Raw genomic sequence first — 21019 nt, 5'->3', positions numbered from 1 at the left:
TTTACTTGGAGAGTGACAGCGTGTTGGTCAGCCATTGCGAGAAGTCCGCCAGTTCTTCAGCGACGATCTCGTGGGCCATGTCGTAGAAATGCGTTTCGTGGGCGACGCCGATTCGACTCAGCCATTCGTCCGCTTCTTTCGCCCAAGCCACTGGTAGTACGTTGTCCTGGTGACCATGGGCGATGAAAGCGTTGATGGACTTGAGTCGATCGGCCGAAGCAATCCGAGGATCAAGTTCGCGCAGCATCCGGCCGCTCAATATTGCAAATCCGGCAACCAGCTCGGGCTCGGTGACCCCAAGGCTCGCGCTCATGATGCCGCCCTGGCTGAAGCCGGCGATCACGGTAGGTAGCGTGGGCAGCGCTTCGATGAAGTGGTGCAACAGTTGCCGGCTGGACTCTGCCTGTTCTTGATTGAACGAAGGGCCGTTGCTGGTGAAGTTCACCTGGTACCAGGCGAAGCCTTGTGGGCCAACCTGCAGCGGGCCGCGGAGCAGAATGACTTCCAGCTCCTCGGGCAGGGACGCGGCCAATGACGCGAGATTCGCTTCATTTGAACCGACGCCATGCAGCAGAAGCAGCCGGCCCTTGGGCGCCGATGTACTGCAACCCTTGCGGAAAAACAGGCCCGTTTGCGGCTCGCGAGCAGCTTCGGAAAAAGAGGTGTCACGCATGATCTGTAACGCCTTGGCTAGGTTGAATTGAGTCGAATCCAACAGGGTTGTTTGAGGAAAATAGATAGCTGTCCATCGCCAGTACCCCGTAGCTCACGCCGCCCTCCAGAACTCGAGTCTCGTAGTGTTCACCGGCCGCGCCGAGGGCGATGAGCAGCGGTAAAAAATGCTCATCCGTCGGGTGGGCACGTTCGGCCGAAGGTGCGTGCTGCTTATAGTCCAGCAAGAAATCGGTATTGCCCGCCTGCAGGGTTTGGGCTGTCCAGGCTGCAAACGCTTTCACGTAGTCGGCACCGTGGGTGGCCGCCCCCCGAAACTCATACAAGTTGTGGGTCAGGCTTCCGGAAGCCACGATCAGCACATTCATATCCCGCAGTGGCTTGAGGGCTTGGCCCAGTTTCCAGGCGTGGTGGGTATCGAGGCCGCTAGGCATCGATACCTGAACGACGGGTATGTCTGCCTCAGGGGCCAGATACAGCAGTGGCACCCAGGCGCCGTGGTCCAGTCCTCGACGGTCGTCAAGCCGGGACTTCCATCCCGCATTCTGCAGCAGATCCACGATATGGGCGGCCAGGGCCGGAGCGCCCGGTGCGGGGTAGCGCAACTGGTACAAGGCGTCGGGAAATCCACCGAAGTCGTGAATGGTTTCAGGGGCGGTGCTCGCCGTAACGCTGACTTCGCCACGAGTCATCCAGTGCGGTGAAAGGATGACGATGGCATCAGGTCGCGGCAGTTCGCGACCGAGCTCAGCCAGCCGCTGACCAGCCAGACCGGGCTCGATGGCAAACATTGGAGCACCATGAGACACAAACAACAGGGGGAACGAAGTGTTCATGGTGAAGTGCTCCGAAGTGATTACTTGTTAAGCCAGACCGGTGCGATGGCGGTGCCCAGGCCGGCGCCGTAGCCGAGATAGATATTCAGGCCTGCCAATGGCTCCAGGTAACGGGCGTTGATCAGTCCACCAGCGTCCACTGTCTTCCAGCCCAGGCTGTGTGCCAGGGCAATCGCGGTCTGCTTGGCGCGCTCACTGTCACTGGCGACGAACACACTGCCACGCTGGTTTTCCGAGAATGTCGGGCCGTCGGCGAGCACTTGAGCGAACAGGGTGTTGAACGCTTTAACGACATGGGCCTGAGGCACTGCTTTGGCAATTTCTTCACCGGCGCTTGTCACGTGACCGATGGTCAGCGACATGTAGTCGGCGCTTAGTGGGTTGGTGATGTCGATAACCACCTTGCCCGTCAGGTCGCCCAGGCTTTGCAAGGCTTTGGCGGCGTCTTCGTAGGCGGTTGCAATAACAACGACATCGCTATCACCCAGTGCCTCTGCCGCCGAATAGGCGTTGACATTGTCAAACTGAGCGGCCAGGGCTTTAGCCTTGTCGATGTCGCGGCCCGTAACACGAACGATATGGCCGGCGCTGGACAGCTGTTTTGTGAACGCCGAACCCATGTTGCCGGTACCCAAAACTGTAATTTTCATAGCGACCTCATATGCGTTGATGTGCGTTTCGATGGGCTCAGTTTATAGGTTGTGAAAACGAGATAAATAAGGCTGAATGTGATTAACCGTTCCATCTAGTGAGACAATGATGGACAGAGCATTGGAGATGCAGGTCTTCTGCACCGTCGTCGATAAAGGCAGTTTTGTAGGCGCGGCCGAACCGTTGGAGATGTCCAAGGCGGCCATCTCGCGCTATGTGAGCAGCCTGGAAGAACGGCTCGGTGCGCGGCTTTTGCATCGCACGACCCGCCGGCTTTCATTGACGGAGGAGGGGCGCCAGTTTTACCACCAGGCGCGGGAGGTGCTGGCGCTGATGGATCAGGCCGAGGAGGCAGTTTCGTCCACCGCGCCGGAACCCAGTGGCGTGTTGCGGGTGAATGCACCGGTCAGTTTCGGAGTGCTGCACTTGGCGCCGCTATGGGGCGACTTCATGAAGGCCTACCCCAATATCGAGTTGGACATCAGCTTGAACGACCGACTGGTTGACCTGGTAGAGGAGGGATTCGATGCGGCTGTTCGCATTGCCCGCATGGAAAACTCTTCGCTGGTCGGGCGTCGTCTGGCGGGCACGCGGATGTGCTTGTGCGCTTCACCCGAATATCTGGCAAGTCACCCGGAGGTGCGCACTTTGTCTGACCTGACAGAACACGGCGTGATTGCCTATACCAACTTCGCCAGCGGCAATGAATGGCAGTTCCAGGGCCCTGACGGCAGCGAAAGTGTGCGCACCCGTTCCATTGTTCGCTGCAACAATGGCGATACCTGTCGCAGCATTGCCTTGGCAGGGGGTGGTATTGCCTTGCAGCCCAGCTTTATGGTGGCCGAGGATTTGCGGGCGGGGGACCTGGTGGAGATTCTGCCTGAGTACCAGTCGGTCGAACTGGGCATCTACGTGGTCTACCCCACGCGCAAGCATCTGGCGACCAAGGTTCGGGTGCTGATCAATTTTCTGGCCGAGCGATTTGCCCACCCTCGATGGGAGCAATAGCGGGCACTTCGCCGGGCACGGTCTGACTCAGCAGTTATCCAGGAAGCCCCGCAGGTCGCTGGCGAACTTTTCCGGGTTCTTCAATGCCAGGAAGTGGTCGCCCTGTTCAGCCTTGGTGTACACATGCAGCACGGAGCCCGCGACCACCGAATTCATCCAGCGTTGGCTGTCCAGCCAGTCGCTGTATTCGCCGGTGAAAATGGCGGTTGGAACATCAATCTTTGTTTGGATGACATCCCGCCAATCGTTAGTGACGTGATCGAACAGCACGCGCTCCAGGAACGCCATGTCATCCCTCACAACGGCCTGTGTCAGGCTGATGACGTTGTGAAAGTAGGGCGAGTCCAAGGCCACGGCCCGTTCCAGAACACGAGTCGCGCTGATCAGTTGGTTGGTGGGCGCTCCTTTGGCGTAGGACGCAATCATGCGCTCTGGCGAGGTGGTGAACGCGCCGGCTTGCAGTCGCTCCTGTTCCGTCCAGTCTGCGTGACAATAAATCGAGGGTGCCTGGTCAATGACGCTCAGCGTGCGGATGCCTTGTGTACCGAACAGGTCGATGTAGGCCCACAGGATCGACGCCCCCATCGACCACCCGCAGTAATCGGCTTGGGACAGCCCCAGGTGATCTGCAAACTCTTTCACGTCCATGGCATATCGGGAAATCCGGTTGCCAAAGGCTACCTTTTCGGAGAACCCCTGGTTCCTGACATCCAGCACGTACACGTGGTAATGCTGGCTGAGGATGTGCATGAGGTGAAAGTACAACGCGCCGTTGGCTGACCAACCCGGGATGAAAATCAGCGGCCTGCCTGCACCGGCTTCCCAATAGGCGAGGTTGACCCGGTCGCTGGTGACAAAGCTGTTGAGCTTCAGGGCTTCAAAGTCAGAAACCCGAGCGGCTTGGCCAGGGATTTCATGGGGAAAGTGAAAGTCTTCGCCGAGCAGCGAGAGAAGCGATTGATTGTTCAGTGGGTATTTCAAAGTGCAATCCCATTCAGTTGAAGAAATGGCGCAATTGATTCAGGGCGCGAGGCAGCGGCTCTTCATCCATGCCGGCATTTATTGACGCCGAGCGGAGGCTGCGTACAGGTTTACGGCGATGCAGAGTGCCAAGACCAGCGCTGAAAACAGCATCGCGGTGGATAGTCCAGCGGAAAAAGCGGCCTTATCCGAATGGGCGATCATCGTGCCGAAGACCGCGACGCCGATCACGCCGCCCAGTTGCCGCGCGGAGGCCATCAGGCCGGAGGCGATGCCCGCGTCGTGCTGTGTGACCGAGGACAGCATCGAGTTGGTAATGGACGGTACTGACATGGCGCTGCCAATTCCTACCAGCATCAGCGCACCATTGAGCAACCACAGCGAGGTATTGGACGTGGTTTGCGACAGCGCGATGAACCCGACGATCTGAATCGTGAAACCCGTCGTGATAATACGAGTGGCACTGAACCGCTTGGCGAACCTTGACGAGAGCATCGTAGAAAGTGTCAGCACCGCCGTCAGTGGGATAAACGACAAACCCGTTTTGAGCGCGTCGTAATGTAGGAATGTTTGAAAGTAAATGCTGAAAACAAAGACCGTTCCATAAAATGTCAAATTGATCGCAGCACCCGCGAGCGCCATGCTCCCCAACACTTTGTTTTTGGCCAGGTGAGCGGGCAGCATCGGATGTTTTACCCAACGCTCGATCAGAACAAATGCCACCGCACAGATCATGGCAATTGCCATCGCGGCGAGTGTTTCGATTACCCAGCCTTTTGCGCTGGATTCGGTTAAGCCATAGGTCAGCGAGGCCAGGCAAATAGCAATACTGATTTGGCCTGGAATATCGACCTGCTTATCAACCCGAGGGGAGGCGGGGGCATAGCGCAGGATCAGCCCGATAGCCAGCAGGCCGATCGGAATATTCAGCAGAAATACACTTCGCCAGCCGAAGTACTCGATCATCAGCCCACCGATCACCGGACCGGCTGCCAGTGCGATACCCCCACAGGCGCCCCAGAGCGCAACAGCGGCACGGCGTGCATCGGGGTCATGAAATGACACGCGAATCAGGGTAAGTGATGTCGGTATCAGGAAGGCCGCGCCGATGCCCTGAACGACACGCATCGTGATCAGCATGGTCATACTGTCGGCGAGACCACAACCGATAGAGGCGAGGGTAAAGATAGCGAAACCCGCTGCAAAGACGGATTTTGCCCCCCACTTGTCGCCCCATGCGCCTCCCAGGATAAGCAAGGCAGAGAAAGGCAGTGCGTAGCTGTTGATGACCCACTGCAGGCCCGTGAGGTCGGTGCCGAACGCATTTTTGAGTGCGCCAAGGCCGACGTTTACGACGCTGACATCAAGTTGAACGACAAGAAACCCTAAACAGGCAGCGGTCAGAATCGCGCGTAACGAAGAGTGTGATTTGGATTCAGCAATCAATGGTTCACAGCCCCTGGCATGTGGTAGTTGCGAGTTGATCAGCAACAGCCAGCGAAGCCAGGTTGTACCTGGCTATCGCCGGCAGCACTGCTCACACGAACTGCAGAACGTCGTTGACAGCTTTACGGGGCTTTTGCGGCCAGTTAGTCGAGCCAGGGTAGCCAACGGTGATCAACATCACCGGAATCTCCGTAGCGGAAAGACCGAATGCTTGTGCCACTGCCGACTGGTCGAACCCGATCATGGGTGTCGAAACAAGGCCTTGTCCTTTGGCGGCCAGCATCAGGGTCATGGCCGCCAGAGAGCCTGATCGGATCGCTTCGTCGCGTTGTAACTGCGGGTTGTCCTGGTACATGCCTTGAGCGGCGCCAACCCACATGTCGTAGATCGCCTGATCAATGATCCCTGCATCCAGCGTCGGCTTCAGGGCTGATGGCAGGGTTTCATGGGGATTGAGGGTGCCACAGACAATAAAGGTCACGGCTGAATCCATGACCTTTTGTTGACCGAAGGCCAATGGCAGCAATCGCGCCTTTGCTTCGGTGCTGCGTACCGCCAGGAACCTCCAGTTTTGAAGGTTGAAGGCAGAGGGAGCGTGCGTTGCCAGTTCGATCAGCTCGGCGATCTGTTGATCCGTCAACTGACGTTCAGTGTCGTAGCTGTTGGCGGAAATTCGGGACTTAATTACTTCAGCAATAACAGACATGGTGATCTCTGTGCGGGAAAGGGGATGCGTGCAGTCCCGGTTGTTACCGTCGAGCCTGCGCCGTCATAGAACTTAGCGGCTGAAGCCGTCGAAAGGGGTCATATACACCGCCCCGAACGGGTCAAGATGTTTGCGGATTTCTGCATCCGGTGTGCCGTAGACCACCAGACTGGTAACGGTGCACAGTTCGAGGAAACGCTTGCCGAACGGTGCGAAGGTGGTGGCTACGTGACTGATAACGGAATCGGCGTTATAGCGTTCAAGGATGTGAACGGTGTTGTTGTCTTCGTTGGCGCTGTATTCGTAAACCAGCGTGCCAGGCTCGGCGCGGGTGGCTGCCACGATGTTCGCGATCAGCGCCTTGAACTCTGGAAACTCTTCGGGTTTTACAGCGAGGGAGAACAGGCAGGAGACATGTGGGTGCATGGATAGCTCTTCCGTCAGAGGCTTCATAAGAAGCCTGTTGAGAATGCATCGCTGGTCAAGCCGATGTATTCGGTGCTGATGGGGGGTCAGGATTTCTCGGGCGCGTCCCCGAATAGTTTGCCGGCGCCAGCCCAATCCGAAGGCGCAACGTCTTCAAAAATGACGTAGATATAGTTGGCATCTGTACCAGTGTGTTTAACGATGCTTTCGGTGATGTCTGCGGCAACAGCGGCTTTTTGTGCGTGTTCTTTACCTTCGAACCAGCTCACACGTACGACGGGCATGATGGTGTCCTCTTGGGGCATTGATCTGGAGAGAGGTGCGTGATGTGCACCGTTGTCTTTCTAGAACCCATCCTACTGTTGAGTGTGCTGGCGATAAACGGCCTCAAGCTATAATCTGGGTAGACTAAAACTCTACAATCGGCGAGCAGGCATGGTTCCTATCGATTCGTTTCAGGGCGTCATCACGTTCGTCGTGGCCGCGCGCTCGACCAGCTTCACTCAGGCTGCCGAGCGCCTGGGGCTGTCAAAATCCGCCGTAGGCAAAGCCATTGCGCGTCTGGAAGAGCGCTTGGGTACGCAGCTGTTTCATCGCACCACTCGCCGGATTTCCCTGACCGCGGATGGTGAGGCTTATTTCGTGGCGTGCTCTACCGCCCTCGAGGAAATTGGTGCTGCAGAGAGCGGATTGGGGCCCGGCGCTGGTGAGCCTTCCGGACGTCTGCGAGTAGACATACCTGTGGCATTCGGGCGTCGGGTCGTCGCCCCGTTGCTGTTTGAGATCGCCAACAAGTACCCGGCTTTGCAACTGAACTTGACGTTTTCCGACCACCTGGTTGATCCCTTTGAGGAGGGGATCGATTTGTTGGTCCGCTTTGGAGAGCTGCAGGACACTAGCGGTCTGGTGGCGCGGCGGCTGACCCGGCAGCGCTGGGCCATTTGTGCCGCCCCCGACTACCTGAAGCGCTATGGTGTTCCGCAGACCCTTGACGATCTGAGTCATCACCGTTGCATTGTCGGGCATCGACGCGGCCAGCCGTTGTCGTGGCGAGTCATGCAGGCGGGGCAGACCGTACGTTACGCGCCACCCTCGACTCATCAAATTGGCGACGGAGAAGCCATGATTCTCGCAGCAGTCGCTGGCACGGGCTTGTGCCAGATGCCACGCAGCCTGTTCCAGGACGATATCGAAGCGGGCAGGCTGGTGGAGGTTCTGCAAGTGTATGAACCGGAAGCTGTCGATGTGCATGCCGTCTGGCCAAAGGTGTCCCATCTGCGGCCGAAGGTGAGGTACGTGGTCGATGAGCTGGTCAAGCTGTGTGAGCATTTGCTGTGATGCAGGCTGACGCCAGGTGAGCATCGTCAGCCTTCATCGCTCAATCGCTGAACAGATCAAACATCAGTTGCCGGAACCATTTGTTGGCCGGGTCCCGATTGTATTTACCGTGCCAGAACAAGTTGATGGCGATCTCGGGAAGCGGCAGAGGCAACGGCAGGCTCGTCAGTCCGAAGGGGCCGGCGCAGCTGTTGGCGAAACGCTCAGGTACCGTGGCGATCAAGTCTGTGTTCTGCAGGATATGACCGACCGCGACAAAGTGTGGAACCTCCAGTCGAATGTCTCGTTGTAGACCGGCCCGCTGCATATGCGTATCGATCTCTCCATGCCCCGTGCTGGCGGCGATGATCCTGACATGCCCGAACTCGCAAAAGCGCTCCCGTGTCATGGGCTGTTCAGTGAGCGGGTGGTCCTTTCGGCATAAACAGACGTAGCGATGGTGGAACAGGCGCCTCTGGTAGAAGCCCGCTTGCAGATCCGGCAGCAATCCCACGGCCAGATCCACCTCGCCATTGGCCATTTTCTCGGAAAGTTCGGTATTGCTGCGCAATGTGGTGACCGATATTCCGGGGGCCTGTTTGAGCAAGGCGTCGATCAACCGTGGCACAAAATAAATCTCCCCGATGTCGGTCATCGCCACGACAAAGCGCTTCTGGCTGGTCGATGGATCGAACTCGTCATGGCGATTGATCGCGCCGTGCAGCAGGTTGATTGCCTGGGAGACTGGCTCGGCCAGTTGCGTGGCATAGGGCGTCGGCTGCATCCCCTGATGGGTGCGCACAAACAATTCGTCATTGAACGTGTTCCGTAAACGCTTGAGCGCATTGCTGACGGCGGGTTGGGTCAGCCCAAGGCTCTCGGCTGCAGCTGAAACACTTCGATCCACCAGCAATTGGTGAAAGATCACCAGCAGATTCAGATCCAGTTCACGCAGGTTCATCGCAAATTTTCTCGGCCTTGGGCGGCTCTTGAAAGTGAATGAGTATTCAGGTTGGTGATAGTTTGTATGGGGTTGAGGGCATTTATCAATGGTTTGTGAATAGTCATGATCGGGCTATTCCAAAAACAACACATAAGGTTTCCCCCATGAGTAGCCCTCACTCTGTCTTGCAAGTGGGCATCGTCGGCGGCGGTATCGCTGGCGTCGCCTTGGCACTGGATCTTTGCCGTCATCAGCATCTGGATGTGAAATTATTTGAAGCTGCTCCCGCCTTCGGCGAGGTCGGCGCAGGTGTGTCCTTTGGTGCGAACGCCGTCCGGGCCATCGAAGGGCTGGGTATCGGCAAACCCTACGAACTCATCGCTGACCGCACCCCGCAACCGTGGCAAGACATCTGGTTTGAATGGCGTCGAGGCGTCGATGCCGGTTATCTCGGTGCCAGCGTTGCCCAAGGCGTCGGTCAGTCCTCCGTTCACCGCGCAGATTTCCTCGACGCCTTGGCAACGCAATTGCCAGAAGGCATCGCCTGCTTCGACAAACGTGCGGTTGGCGTCCATGAGATGGGAGACAGGGTCAGCGTTCAGTTCACCGATGGCACTGACTATCAGTGCGACCTTCTGATCGCCGCCGACGGTATCAAATCCTCGATTCGCGACTATGTACTCCAGGGAATGGGCCAGCCTTTGGTCGCGCCCCGATTCAGCGGAACCTGCGCCTATCGGGGAATGATCGACAGCGAGCAACTGCGTGCCGCCTATCGCACTGCGGGTGTTGATGAGCACCTGATCAACGTCCCGCAAATGTACCTGGGGCTCGACGCCCACATCCTCACTTTTCCGGTCAAGCAGGGCCGACTGATCAACGTGGTTGCGTTCGTTTCTGATCGCACCGACCCCAACCCGGTATGGCCGCAAGACACACCTTGGGTCAAAAGCACCAGCCAGGCCCAGATGCTGGAAGCGTTCTCCGCGTGGGGGGATGCCGTTCGCGTGCTGCTCGAGTGCATTCCCGAACCTACCCTCTGGGCGCTTCACGAATTGGAAGAGCTTGCAGGTTATACCCATGGCCGCGTAGGGCTGATCGGTGACGCTGCCCACGCCATGCTCCCCCACCAAGGGGCCGGGGCGGGGCAAGGGCTGGAAGATGCCTGGCTGCTCGCGCGACTGCTGGGAGACTCTCGGGTGCTTCAAAGTGATGCCCAAAGCGTGCTTGAGGTGTACGACGCTATCCGCAGACCTCGCGCCTGCCGTGTTCAGCGAACGTCCTGGGAAGCCGGCGAACTCTACGAGTTTCGAGACCGCCAGGTCGAAGACCGAGAACCCCTTCTGTCGACAACCCTGGCCAGTCGTTTCGACTGGCTGTGGAACCACGACATGCAATCGGACCTGGCAGAGGCTCGCACCCGACTCGGGTGGGCAGAGGCCGTCTGATTGCGTTCCTGCAATGCGCCAGTTCCCAGATGCTGGTGCGCTACACCCACAATAAAAACAGGTGAAACCTTGATGGCCGTCAGCATTTCCAATACCGCAAAAATGCTTGAACTGTTCCAAGACGCAGCAGGGCTGAAGAATGCCGCTGGCAACCCGCGCAACAAACAAATCGTATTACGTATCCTGCAAGAGACCGCGGGACTCATTGAAGAGCTGGATATCAGTGATGATGAATTCTGGGCTGGTGTCGAATACATCAACCGTCTCGGCAAAAGCAACGAAGCAGGGCTGCTGGTAGCGGGCCTGGGGGTGGAGCACTTTCTGGATCTGCTCAACGATGCCAGGCAAGCCGAAGCCGGGCGCACCGGAGGAACTCCGCGCACGATTGAAGGGCCTTTGTATGTAGCCGGCGCGCCGCTCAGTCAGGGCTATGCCCGTATGGATGATGGTGCCGAAGATGATGTCGCGACGCCTATGTTTGTCGAGGGCCAGATCCTGGATTTGCAAGGGCAGCCGATCGCTGGTGCCCTTGTAGACCTGTGGCAAGCCGACAGCCAGGGCAACTATTCCCACTTCGATAAATGCCAATCCGAATTCAATCTGCGTCGTCGCATTGTGACCGACGCCGAAGGGCGTTATCGCGTCAGAAGTATCGTGCCGTCGGGCTACGGCTGTAACCCTCAGGGCCCGACCCAGGAGTGCCTTAACCAATTGGGCAGGCATGGCCAGCGTCCGGCGCATATCCACTTTTTCGTATCCGCCCCGGGCTACGAACACTTGACCACGCAGATCAACCTATCCAACGACGCATACCTCTGGGATGACTTCGCTTACGCCACGCGGGATGGATTGATCGGTGAGGTGCAATTCATCGATGACCAAGCCTTGGCTGCGGCCCATCAAGTGCCAGGACGTTTTGCACAAATGAAATTCGATTTTCAGCTGCGCCCGGCAGCCAACCTTGAGGCGGAGCAACGGAGCAATCGCCCGCGTGCTCTTCAAGAGGCGTAAGTCAAAGCTGCATACCCAGAAAAACTTATTAAAGAGGATAAAAGCATGTCCCAAAGCACTCTCTCACCCATCGAAGTAAAAGTCGCCGTGTTGCGTGAAGCCGGTGGCAAGCTCCAGATCGAGCGCGCAGAGCTGGCTGTTCCACGTGCCGACGAGGTCCGCGTGCGTGTCGTGGCTACAGGTGTTTGCCACACCGATATGGTCGTTCGCGATCAGCTCTTTCCAACGCCGTTGCCAATCATTTTGGGCCACGAAGGTGCGGGCGTGGTGGAGGCGGTAGGCGCTGCGGTAACGACCATCGCTCCTGGCGATCATGTGGTCATGACCTACATGTCCTGTGGCTTGTGCCTGCCCTGCGAAACAGGACACCCCGCGCATTGCTCGCATATGCACCCGCTGAACTTCGGCGGCGGGCGCCTCGACGGCAGTACGTCCACCTGCAGCTGTGCGACCGATGCACCGATACATGACCATTTCTTTGGCCAATCCTCCTTTTCGACCTACGTCGTCGCGAACGAGCGCAATGTCGTGAAAGTCTCCAAACAGGCTCCACTCGAACTGCTCGGCCCGCTGGGATGCGGCATTCAGACGGGCGCGGGTTCGGTACTCAAGGCCTTGCAGGTAGAGGCTGGGGCCAGCTTCGCCGCCTTCGGTGCTGGCGCAGTGGGCCTGGCCGCGGTGATGGCAGCCAAGGTTGCCGGTGCGACCACCATTATCGCCATCGACGTCACGCCGAGTCGCTTGAGCCTGGCACTTGAAGTGGGCGCCACCCACGTGATCAACAGCCGGGAAGAGGACCCTGTCCAGCGCATTCGTGAGATCACCGGCGGTGGCGTGAACTACAGCCTGGAATGCTCCGGGCGTGCCGAAGTGTTGCGCCAGGCCATCGACGCGCTCACGACCCTGGGGACCTGCGGGATTGTCGGGGCAACCAAGATGGGCACCGAGGTGGCGTTCAACATCAACGACGTGATGATCCCCGGCAAGCGAATCATGGGCATTGTCCAAGGCGACGTGGTCGCTAACGCCTTCATTCCCATCCTCGTAGACCTGCACCTGCAAGGCCGCTTCCCGTTTGACAAGCTGTGCCGGTTCTACGCGTTTGACCAGGTCAATGAAGCGATGGCCGACAGCGAAAGCGGTATCACGATCAAACCGATTCTACGCATGCCGGCCCAGACCGACTTGTCGTGATTGTTCAGGCTCATTTAAGGACCCCAAGATGAATGTTCAGCTCGTAATCGACAATATCCCGCAAGATGCCTCGGATGGTAAAACCTATCAGCGGATCGACCCTGTCAGCGGCAAGGTCGTCACCACTGGCGCCGCGTGCGGCGTCGAAGATGCCCGGCGTGTTGCGGCTTCTTCGCAGCAGGCGTTCAAAACATGGTCGAAGGTCGGCCCTACCGAGCGCCGTCGTCTGCTGCTGGCGGCAGCCGACGTCCTGGAAAGCAAGATGGAGCTTTTCTGCAGAGTCATGGCAGAAGAGATCGGTGCTTCGCAGCTGTGGTCACAGTTCAATGTGGGGGCTTCGGCCAACCTGCTCCGTGAAGCCGCCGCACTCACAACGCAAATCAAGGGTGAAACCCTTGCCACCGACAAGCCCGGCACTTTATCGGTAACCCTACGCCAGCCCGCCGGTACGGTATTGAGCATCGCGCCGTGGAACGGCCCGGTCATCCTCGGCACCCGATCCATCGCCTACCCATTGGCGTGTGGCAACACCGTTATTTTCAAAGGTTCGGAGAACAGCCCGCGCACCCATGAGCTGCTGGCGCAGGCCTTCTATGAAGCGGGCTTTCCGCCCGGCGTGTTGAACTTCATCATCTCTGCGCCCGAAGATGCCGGTGCCGTGACGGAAGTGCTGATTGCCCACGATACGGTTCGCCGAGTGAATTTCACCGGTTCGACCAAAGTCGGCCGGATGATTGCCCAGACCAGTGCGAAACACCTCAAGCGCTGCCTGTTGGAACTGGGCGGCAAGGCGCCGTTTATCGTGCTCGATGATGCCGACCTGGATGGCGCAGTCAATGCCGCAGTGTTTGGCGCCTTTCTGTACCAGGGGCAAATTTGCATGTCGACCGAACGGTTTGTCGTCGACGAAGCCGTGGCGGACGAGTTCGTTGCGAAGTTTGCGCAGCGTATCCGTGGTCTTGAGCAAGGTAACCCGGTGACCAACCCTACCAGCGTAGTGGGTCCGATGATTTCCCAGGGCTCCGTGCAGCGCATCAACCAGTTACTCGACGATGCCATCGGCAAGGGCGCCACGCTTGTTGTCGGCGGGCTGGCGGATCAGGCGCAAATGGCGCCGACGCTGGTGGACCGTGTGTCCTCGGCGATGGAGATCTACGATGAGGAAACTTTCGGCCCGGTCACCACGGTGGTGCGTGTCAAAGGCGCCGAGCAGGCGCTGGAAGTCGCTAACGACACAGCGTTCGGCCTCTCATCGGCGATTTTCAGCCGCAATGTCAGCCTTGCCCTGGACCTGGCCAGTCGGCTGGATGCCGGTTGCGTGCATATCAACGGTGCCACCGTGCAAAACGAGCCTCAGGCACCCTACGGCGGCATGAAGAACAGTGGCTATGGCCGGTTCGACGGCAGCGCCGTTATCGAAGAGTTCACCGAAGTGAAGTGGGTCACGGTCGAGCCCTCCGACCAACCTTATCCATTCTGACGTCAGGCCACGGTGACCGGCTCTGAGGAGTCGGTGACCGACTCTCTTTGCTTGCGGTAAGCGGTGCCTGCGTATCTTCAACAAATCCATGGTTGCGACAATGAATAATAAAAATACCTATGCAGCTGTAAGTCTCCTTAGAAATGTTCCTTGTGCGATGGCTGGATCCGCGTTGGCAATTTTTTTGCCCGCGGTGCAAGCCACCGAAGGAGGAGGGTCGTCGTACCCTATGGGGGCGGAAAACTACATGACCGGCGCCATGCCGCCGCCTGGGTTTTATGGGCAAATTTTTGCTGAAAGTTATCGCGCTGATCGTCTTCTCGATAATCGAGGGCAGCGGGCGGTTGACGACTTTCATTTGAGTGCAGATGTGATTGCGCCAAGGCTGATTTGGGTCACGGAGCAAAAAATTCTCGACGGGGCACTGGCATTTCACGTCAACGTTCCATTGGTTGATCTAAGGGTGGAGGTCAACGGTCAGCATCAAAACAAAACGGGGCTTGGGGACATCATCTTTGGCCCGGCTCTGGGGTATCACTACAGCGAAAAATTTCACGCGATTTATGCAGTTGACGTCTTCGCCCCAACCGGGCGTTACGATCGCGGTGACCTGGCCAATATTGGCCGCAACTACTGGGCGTTTGAACCCATCGCGGCGTTTTCGTATGTCGATCCTGCGGGGGTGAACGCCGACATCAAGATGATGTATGACTTCAATCTGCGCAATGCCGCCACTGACTATCGCTCTGGCCAGGAGTTGCACGCCGACTATTCCCTGGGTTGGGGCTTCGGCAATGGCTGGGTGGTCGGGGTAGGTGGTTATGTCTATCGTCAAACCACCGACGATCGTCAAGACGGTGAGCGTATCGAGGACAACAAAGGGCGTGCGTTTGCCATTGGGCCGTCGATCAAATACGCCAGTAATTCCGGCTGGTTCGTGACTGCTAAATGGCAGAAGGAAAGCGAGGTGCGTAATCGCCCGGAAGGGGAGGCTTATTGGGTCAAACTGACCGTTCCCCTTTAGCGATGGTTCGCGCATCGGCCCCATTGCCGTTGGCTAAACAGTAGAGATTTTCTCTACACAGCGGCGATTTTCGCGGCGTTTATCCCTGCTGGAAAGCCCTATAGGATCGCGTTGCGCGCGCCTCTGGCGAAACGCATCAGGTACTTTGAAAGCAGGGATAAATCGATGACGGTATCAGAAACCGACGGCTACACCGGCACTGCCAAGTGGTTGCACTGGGGCATGGCCCTGATATGGCTCGGCAGTTGGGGTGTGGGCATTCTGGCCACCCATTGGCGTGACGAACTCAATCCACATCATGAGCTGACCTTTCTGCATAAGGCTACGGCCAGCACTTTGCTTTTTCTGGTTGTGGTGCGAGTCTTCTGGCGTTTGTTAAAGCGCCCGCCAGCCTTTCCGGTGAGCATGAACCCACTGATGAGGCGTGGTGCAGCGCTGGGACATATTCTTCTGTATGCGCTTGCACTGATGGCTTTACCACTGTCGGGCTGGTACTGGAGTTCGGTGGCCGACAAACCCATTCTCGTCGCCGGCCTGTTCATATTGCCGCCATTGGTTGCGCCCAATCCCGATCTCTATGATTTAGCCAAACTCGTCCATACCTGGATCGCGTGGTTTTGCGGCGCGCTTGTCGGCGGGCATGCGCTGGTGGCGCTCAAGCACCATTTTGTCGATAAGGACGACATTCTGAATGGAATGCTGCCCAAGTCGAGGGGCTGAGCGTCAAGGCGTTCGCACCGCAGATCTCACTTGAAGGTCTTCTGCATCATGGAAACGACCAGTGCAATACTGGCGACTATGATGACAGCCCAGAAGTACTCCATGCTTGCGACCAGGGTTGATTGTTGGTGCAGGGATTGGGCAAGTGTCGATACCGAAATCTGACTGGCTGGGCCCGCACCTACGGCAGGTGTGAGTGCCTGAGCCAGCAGTTGAGTCTGTTCCAGATAGAGCGGATCGCCTGAACTGAAATGCCCGTTGAGATTGTTGTATTGCAGAGTGGTGCGCCATTGCAGGAACAAGGTGGCAACGGTTGTGCCAAGTGCCATGGCAATCTGCGCCAGCATACTTTTGATCTGATAGGCGTGGGCGAACAGCGTGTCATGGTGTGTCACATCGCGAAAAGTCTGCATGGCCGCCGTGGCGAGTACAAGCATCACGAAACAGCCGTTAAGCACCAGTGCAGGCAGGATGTTTGACCACATATTGGCGTCGGGGGTCAGGGATGACAACAACACGCCAAAGCAGATCAGGGCACTGAAGCCCACGACGAAGAACTTCTTCGGAGCTGGATACTTTGGAATGACGATAGCCATGACGATCCATGTCAACAGCGCACCAGCCAAGCCGAAGGCCTGGAACGTACCGATGGTGTCCCAGGAGTAACCCAGTGCCGTTTGCAGGAAATACGGCAAGATGTAGTTGTTACTGCCCAGCACAATGTAGGTGAAGCAGAACAACGCAACCCCGAGGATGTAACGAGACTGCATCAAGTCCTTGACCTTAAGGAAGGGCGCCTCTTTACCGTGTTCGGCGTGGAAGAAGATGTACACGCCCAAGGCGGCGAGCAGCGCGAAGGTGAGGAGGATGAACATCTCGTTGTAAAAATCGTAGTAGGAACGCTGAAGCACATACAGCAGGAAGAAAGTGCTGACGGATAACAACAGGATATTCGCCGGGCTGGAGGGCGTCCGGTCATCCTCGTGAATAGGTATGTTGGGTAAAAAACGTGTGCAGAGAACGGCCGCTACCAACGCACCGACAATCAGTAGCCAGAAGATCGCATGCCATGTGTCCTCGACGACTACCAGTGATGAAAGAAAGGGCGCCGCTGCCGTGCCAATGGCCAGCCCAGTGGCGAATATTTTTACCCCGACGAATCGCCCGGGACCCGGCGGGAGTAAGTTGACCATTAGTCGCGCAGAGGTCATGAACGATGCGCCGCCCAGCGCCATGACCACGCGGCCGGCGGTGAAGGTGGTGAGGTCACTGCTGAAGCCGCACACGCAGGCCCCCAACACGTAAATGCTGATGGAGCCCAGCATGAAGTTGCGCCAGCCGAGCCGTTCCACCAACCAGCGTTGTTTTGAGATAACCACCACGGCGATACACGCATAGAGCGCCGCAATCAGCGTGAACTCTTCAGGGCTGGCGTCGATCTCCCCGCGGATGGGGGCCGAGGCAAAGGCGATCATGCCGGCCTGTAGATACTCCAATGCGCATAGCAGCCCTACGGTGATCAACAAGGCGGCGTTTTTCCGGTACATGAAATACCCCGTCAAGGTTTCAGATGCTTGGCATATTGGCCACGGTCATCGTTGGCGCTGATCACTTGCTCCACAACGTCATTGGCGTCCTTAAGCTCGTTTTCAAAAATATTGGTGCTGTAGGCCGGTTGCGCGGGTGTCTTCTTGTTAAGCACCTGCCCACTGGTGTCGTTGGTATCAACGGACACACGCATGGATAGGCCAAGACGCAGCGGGTTGTCGGCGATTTCCTGCGGTTGCAGGGCGATTCGCACGGGCACGCGCTGGGTCACCTTGATCCAGTTACCTGTCGCGTTCTGGGCAGGCATCAACGAAAACGCGCTTCCGGTGCCCGCATCCAGACCTACGATGGAACCGTGAAATATCACCTTGCGGCTGTATGCATCGGCACGCAAAACCACAGGTTGGCCGATGCGCAAATCCTGGATCTGCGATTCCTTGAAGTTGGCGTTCACCCACACCAGGTCGATTGGCACCACCGACATCAGGGCCACGCCTGGATTGATTCGCTGACCAACCTGCACACTGCGTTTGGTGATTACACCGGTAACCGGCGAGTAGATTTGGCTGCGGTGCAGCGCAATACAGGCATCGCGCAAATTAGCGGCAGCCACCAGCACGTCGGGGTGGGTACGTAGTGTCGTGTTATCGACCATGGCCAGGCGAACCGCCAGTGCATGCCGGGTACCGTCCAGGCCCGCCAAGGCGTTTTTAAGCACCTCTTCGGCATGGCTAATCTCTTCGCGCGAAACAGCACCGCTGGCGGCAAGCTGACTGCGTCGGCGTACATCATCCTGGGCCTTGTTTACGTCGTTTTGTCGTTGGCTGACTTCAGCTTCCAGTTGTTGCACCTGGTAATACTGGGTGCGCGCCTGGCGTACGGCGCGGGCAAGGTTGGATTTAGCGCGCTCGAATTGGATTTCGGCGTCCACAGCATTGAGCGTGACCAGCGGCGAATGGGCATCGACATGGTCGGTGTTGTCACCACTGATCACCGTCACGGTGCCGCTGACCTGAGAGGTCACCTGAACGATGTTGCCGTCCACATAGGCATCGTCGGTAGATTCGGTACCCAGTCCCAACAGGTACCAGATGCCCAAGGTCGCCATTAACAGCACAATGCCCAGGATCAGCAGCAACTGAGGGCGATAGGAGGCTTTGGGTTGAGCAGGATCGACGGGGGAGGACGTTTGGGTGGTCATGATTTATCAGCTACGGTTGGGAGTGCAGGGGGGGTGGCGGAGAACTCGGGGCGATAGCCACCACCCAGCGCCCGGCTCAAGTTGGCTTGCAGAGAAAGCGCACGGGATTGCAACGCGACCAATTGACTTTTTTGGGTCAGTGTCGCGTTCTCGGTGGCCAGCACTTGCAGGTACGTGGCCAGCCCCGCGCCATAGCGCAGGTTGACCAGATCGGACGCGGCCTGGGCTGTGTTGACCGCCTCGAGTTGTTGGGCCAGTCGCTCTTTTAACCAACGCAGCGAAGACAGTTGATCGGCGATGTCACGTAGCGCGTCGATGACGGTCTGGTTGTAGTTTTCAACGGCGAGGTCGTAAGCCGCATCCTGAGCATCCAAATTGCCGCGCAAGCGTCCACCCTCGAAGATGGGCAGGCTGATCGCCGGCGAAAAGCCCAAAATTCGACTGCTGTGGTCGTTGAAGGTGTCGAACGCTAGGCTTTGCAGGCCAATAAAGGACGTGAGGTTCACGTTTGGGTAAAACCGGGCCTTGGCCACATCAATCTCGTGCCCCGATGCCTCTACGCGCCAGCGTTGAGCGACCACGTCAGGACGATGCCCGACCAGCTCGGCAGGAATCTGGCTGGGAAGCGCGACGGTGTTGCTTGCCTGCATGTGCGGGCGTGCAATCGAGCGTCCACGATCAGGCCCCTTGCCCAGCAAAGAGGCGAGCTTGTTCTGGTTAAGCTCAATCACTTCTTTGAGGCCCGCAATATTGGCCCGGCTGGCGGGCAGCGAGGCTTGGGATTGCTTTATGTCGATCTGCGTGCCCAATTCGGCGGTAAAGCGCTGCTGCGTCAGCTGTTCGATGTGGACTTGCTGGTCGAGTAAAGCTTGAGCAACATCAAGTTGCTCATAAGTGTCCTGCAAGGCGATATAGGTTTGCACGATGGACGTCGACAGCATCAGCGCAGCCGCGTGGCTGTCGACCTCAAGCGCATGTCGACGCCCCACGGCGGCTTCAACGGCAGAACGATTTTTACCCCAGAAATCCAGTTCGTACCCAACATTCAGCGTCGCCTGGTCGACATTTTGCCAGGTGCCTTTGACAGGCGCAGGCGTAGTGCCGTTAGCACTGAAGCGTTCGCGGGTGGTGCTTGCCACTGCATCAATACGTGGCAACAGCGAGGCGCTTTCGATGGCCTCCAGGGCGCCGGCCTGGCGCACGCGAGCGGCGGCGGAGCGCAGTGTCGGACTATCCGCGAGCGCCTCTTCAACCAAAGTGTTGAGCTGCGGATCGTTGAAACTGGTCCACCAGGTTTCGGTTGGCCAAGCGGCAGGCGATAACGTGATGCCGCTATCGGCCAAGGTTTCACCGGCATCCTCGGGTGAGAGCATTCTGGACTGCGGCTTCAAGTCGCTGAAAGAGCAACCGGCAAGCAGGATCAGCAAGACAGCGGCTGACGCTTGGGCGGCAAAGGAGCGTCTGGATCGCACGTCCGTAAACTCCTCATTTTTTCGACTGTTCATGAACGGTATTCTCTGGCGTAAGGACTGGCGGGCAGAAATGAAAAGATGGCGGGTTGTGAGTGCGATTTAGTCAATAAACACTGTCAGTGTCGTTATGGGCAAAAAAAAGATCTAGGCCTTCTGACGGCTATTGAACTCTCAGGCCCTTGACGATCACCGCGACTGAATTGTCGATGTCATCCAGATTTTCCAGGTTCGCGGTGATCAGATGCAACCAGGACATGCCTGTGAGCATCGACACGGCGACTTCTACGGCAGGACCGTCGACAATTTCTCCTGCGCTCACTGCTCTGGCGAATATCTTGCGCAAAGTACGTTCGCGACGCGGTAGAAATTCCTCTCGGAATTCCGCAATGGCCTTTGAATCCATCTGAATTTCAATGAAGAAACTGCGGAGGGTTTCACCCGCGCTAGACGACCGCCACCAAGTCCAAAGCGAGCGCAAATGCACAATCAAATCCTGTTCTAGATTGCCGGTGTCGGGGGAGGTGACGAAAGTCAACGCGGCGCGCTCGTAAACATCTCTCAACAAAGCGCCTTTGCTGCGCCACCAGCGATAGATGGTCGGCTTGCTTGACCCGGCACGCTCGACCAGCGCGTCCATGGTAAACGCCCGATACCCTTGCTCTTCAAGAATAGCGGCGGCCGCTTCGAGGATGGCCTCGGTGCTTTGCGGGCTGCGAACCGCGCCAATCGAGGAGCGACTGCGGGGTTTGGCAGGCGTGGACTTGGTGGGCTTTTGGGTCATGGGCTTGGCGATGCTCGAAATCGGCTGGTTAATGCTTTGCGGATTCTATAGAAACTGGCAGTGTTTATACAATAGCGTTTTTCCAAGGCAACGCAGCTAGCTGATGGTCTGAGGGGCTGCTTGCCGGTGGGGCGCGACGATGAGTTGAATACGT

Annotated in this window: 21 protein-coding genes; 8 read left to right on the top strand and 13 right to left on the bottom strand. The window is 57.7% G+C overall.

All coding sequences use genetic code 11. The features are described 5' to 3' along the window. Position 1 precedes the first annotated feature (1 nt). Genes JFU11_RS25230 through JFU11_RS25220 form a run of 3 tightly spaced genes read right to left on the bottom strand, consistent with a single transcriptional unit; the run spans position 2 to position 2158 of the window. The gene (locus tag JFU11_RS25230; RefSeq protein WP_201062448.1) at positions 2-673 is read right to left on the bottom strand and encodes a hypothetical protein; all 672 of its coding nucleotides are present in this window, start codon (positions 671-673) and stop codon (positions 2-4) included. After that, positions 666-1508 (bottom strand): class III extradiol ring-cleavage dioxygenase, encoded by an 843-nt coding sequence (locus tag JFU11_RS25225; RefSeq protein WP_201062447.1) that lies wholly within the window; start codon positions 1506-1508, stop codon positions 666-668. Before JFU11_RS25225 ends, JFU11_RS25230 begins: the two co-directional genes overlap by 8 nt. 20 nt (positions 1509-1528) lie before the next feature. Next, positions 1529-2158: an NADPH-dependent F420 reductase gene (locus tag JFU11_RS25220; RefSeq protein ID WP_201062446.1), complete on the bottom strand. Its 630-nt coding sequence runs from the start codon at positions 2156-2158 to the stop codon at positions 1529-1531. Between the two features lie 109 nt (positions 2159-2267). On the opposite strand from JFU11_RS25220, the gene JFU11_RS25215 reads away from it, so the two are divergent. Further along, on the top strand, positions 2268-3167 hold the full coding sequence (locus JFU11_RS25215) for a LysR family transcriptional regulator (RefSeq protein WP_201062445.1): 900 nt from the start codon (positions 2268-2270) through the stop codon (positions 3165-3167). A 27-nt stretch (positions 3168-3194) separates the two neighbouring features. Here the strand turns inward: JFU11_RS25215 and JFU11_RS25210 are convergent, their stop codons facing one another. The 5 genes from JFU11_RS25210 to JFU11_RS25190 all read right to left on the bottom strand — a co-directional run bounded on the left by JFU11_RS25210 (position 3195) and on the right by JFU11_RS25190 (position 7010). Further along, the gene (locus JFU11_RS25210; RefSeq protein WP_134101537.1) at positions 3195-4148 is read right to left on the bottom strand and encodes an alpha/beta hydrolase; all 954 of its coding nucleotides are present in this window, start codon (positions 4146-4148) and stop codon (positions 3195-3197) included. A gap of 78 nt (positions 4149-4226) precedes the next feature. After that, the gene (locus tag JFU11_RS25205) at positions 4227-5594 is read right to left on the bottom strand and encodes an MFS transporter (RefSeq protein WP_177413954.1); all 1368 of its coding nucleotides are present in this window, start codon (positions 5592-5594) and stop codon (positions 4227-4229) included. Between the two features lie 91 nt (positions 5595-5685). Continuing rightward, positions 5686-6300: a nitroreductase family protein gene (locus tag JFU11_RS25200; RefSeq protein ID WP_134101540.1), complete on the bottom strand. Its 615-nt coding sequence runs from the start codon at positions 6298-6300 to the stop codon at positions 5686-5688. Positions 6301-6372: 72 nt separating this feature from the next. Beyond that, a complete protein-coding gene (locus JFU11_RS25195; RefSeq protein WP_201062444.1) occupies positions 6373-6726 on the bottom strand; it encodes an antibiotic biosynthesis monooxygenase in 354 nt (117 codons plus the stop codon). 86 nt (positions 6727-6812) lie between these two features. Beyond that, positions 6813-7010, bottom strand: coding sequence for a 4-oxalocrotonate tautomerase family protein (locus JFU11_RS25190; protein WP_166675881.1), 198 nt, complete (start codon positions 7008-7010; stop codon positions 6813-6815). Between the two features lie 151 nt (positions 7011-7161). Here JFU11_RS25190 and JFU11_RS25185 point away from each other — a divergent pair, with 151 nt between their 5' ends. Continuing rightward, positions 7162-8064: a LysR family transcriptional regulator gene (locus tag JFU11_RS25185; protein WP_201062443.1), complete on the top strand. Its 903-nt coding sequence runs from the start codon at positions 7162-7164 to the stop codon at positions 8062-8064. A 40-nt stretch (positions 8065-8104) separates the two neighbouring features. Here JFU11_RS25185 and JFU11_RS25180 read toward each other — a convergent pair whose 3' ends face one another. Then, the gene (locus JFU11_RS25180) at positions 8105-9004 is read right to left on the bottom strand and encodes a LysR family transcriptional regulator (RefSeq protein ID WP_201062442.1); all 900 of its coding nucleotides are present in this window, start codon (positions 9002-9004) and stop codon (positions 8105-8107) included. Positions 9005-9150: 146 nt separating this feature from the next. On the opposite strand from JFU11_RS25180, the gene salA reads away from it, so the two are divergent. The 6 genes from salA to JFU11_RS25150 all read left to right on the top strand — a co-directional run bounded on the left by salA (position 9151) and on the right by JFU11_RS25150 (position 15863). After that, the gene (gene salA / locus JFU11_RS25175; protein WP_134101551.1) at positions 9151-10434 is read left to right on the top strand and encodes a salicylate 1-monooxygenase; all 1284 of its coding nucleotides are present in this window, start codon (positions 9151-9153) and stop codon (positions 10432-10434) included. 72 nt (positions 10435-10506) lie between these two features. Beyond that, a complete protein-coding gene (gene catA, locus JFU11_RS25170; protein ID WP_201062441.1) occupies positions 10507-11445 on the top strand; it encodes a catechol 1,2-dioxygenase in 939 nt (312 codons plus the stop codon). Between the two features lie 45 nt (positions 11446-11490). Next, positions 11491-12639 carry an NAD(P)-dependent alcohol dehydrogenase gene (locus JFU11_RS25165; RefSeq protein ID WP_201087490.1) on the top strand — a complete coding sequence of 383 codons (1149 nt, stop codon included), beginning with the start codon at positions 11491-11493 and terminating at the stop codon, positions 12637-12639. 28 nt (positions 12640-12667) lie between these two features. Further along, complete coding sequence (locus tag JFU11_RS25160) at positions 12668-14119, top strand: aldehyde dehydrogenase (protein WP_201062440.1); 1452 nt, start codon at positions 12668-12670, stop codon at positions 14117-14119. 157 nt (positions 14120-14276) lie between these two features. Next, a complete protein-coding gene (locus JFU11_RS25155; protein ID WP_134101669.1) occupies positions 14277-15143 on the top strand; it encodes a transporter in 867 nt (288 codons plus the stop codon). A 165-nt stretch (positions 15144-15308) separates the two neighbouring features. Continuing rightward, a complete protein-coding gene (locus JFU11_RS25150; RefSeq protein ID WP_201062439.1) occupies positions 15309-15863 on the top strand; it encodes a cytochrome b in 555 nt (184 codons plus the stop codon). A 26-nt stretch (positions 15864-15889) separates the two neighbouring features. Here the strand turns inward: JFU11_RS25150 and JFU11_RS25145 are convergent, their stop codons facing one another. The 4 genes from JFU11_RS25145 to JFU11_RS25130 all read right to left on the bottom strand — a co-directional run bounded on the left by JFU11_RS25145 (position 15890) and on the right by JFU11_RS25130 (position 20865). Next, the gene (locus JFU11_RS25145; RefSeq protein WP_201062438.1) at positions 15890-17410 is read right to left on the bottom strand and encodes an MFS transporter; all 1521 of its coding nucleotides are present in this window, start codon (positions 17408-17410) and stop codon (positions 15890-15892) included. An 11-nt stretch (positions 17411-17421) separates the two neighbouring features. After that, positions 17422-18612, bottom strand: coding sequence for an efflux RND transporter periplasmic adaptor subunit (locus JFU11_RS25140; RefSeq protein ID WP_201062437.1), 1191 nt, complete (start codon positions 18610-18612; stop codon positions 17422-17424). Further along, entirely contained in the window at positions 18609-20117 is a 1509-nt protein-coding gene (locus JFU11_RS25135) for an efflux transporter outer membrane subunit (RefSeq protein ID WP_201087489.1), read from the bottom strand. Before JFU11_RS25135 ends, JFU11_RS25140 begins: the two co-directional genes overlap by 4 nt. 127 nt (positions 20118-20244) lie before the next feature. After that, entirely contained in the window at positions 20245-20865 is a 621-nt protein-coding gene (locus tag JFU11_RS25130; RefSeq protein WP_134101573.1) for a TetR/AcrR family transcriptional regulator, read from the bottom strand. Positions 20866-21019 lie beyond the last annotated feature (154 nt).

Source organism: Pseudomonas sp. TH37, assembly GCF_016650735.1.
Taxonomy (GTDB): domain Bacteria; phylum Pseudomonadota; class Gammaproteobacteria; order Pseudomonadales; family Pseudomonadaceae; genus Aquipseudomonas; species Aquipseudomonas farris.
This window is presented reverse-complemented; position numbering and strand designations above follow the sequence as displayed.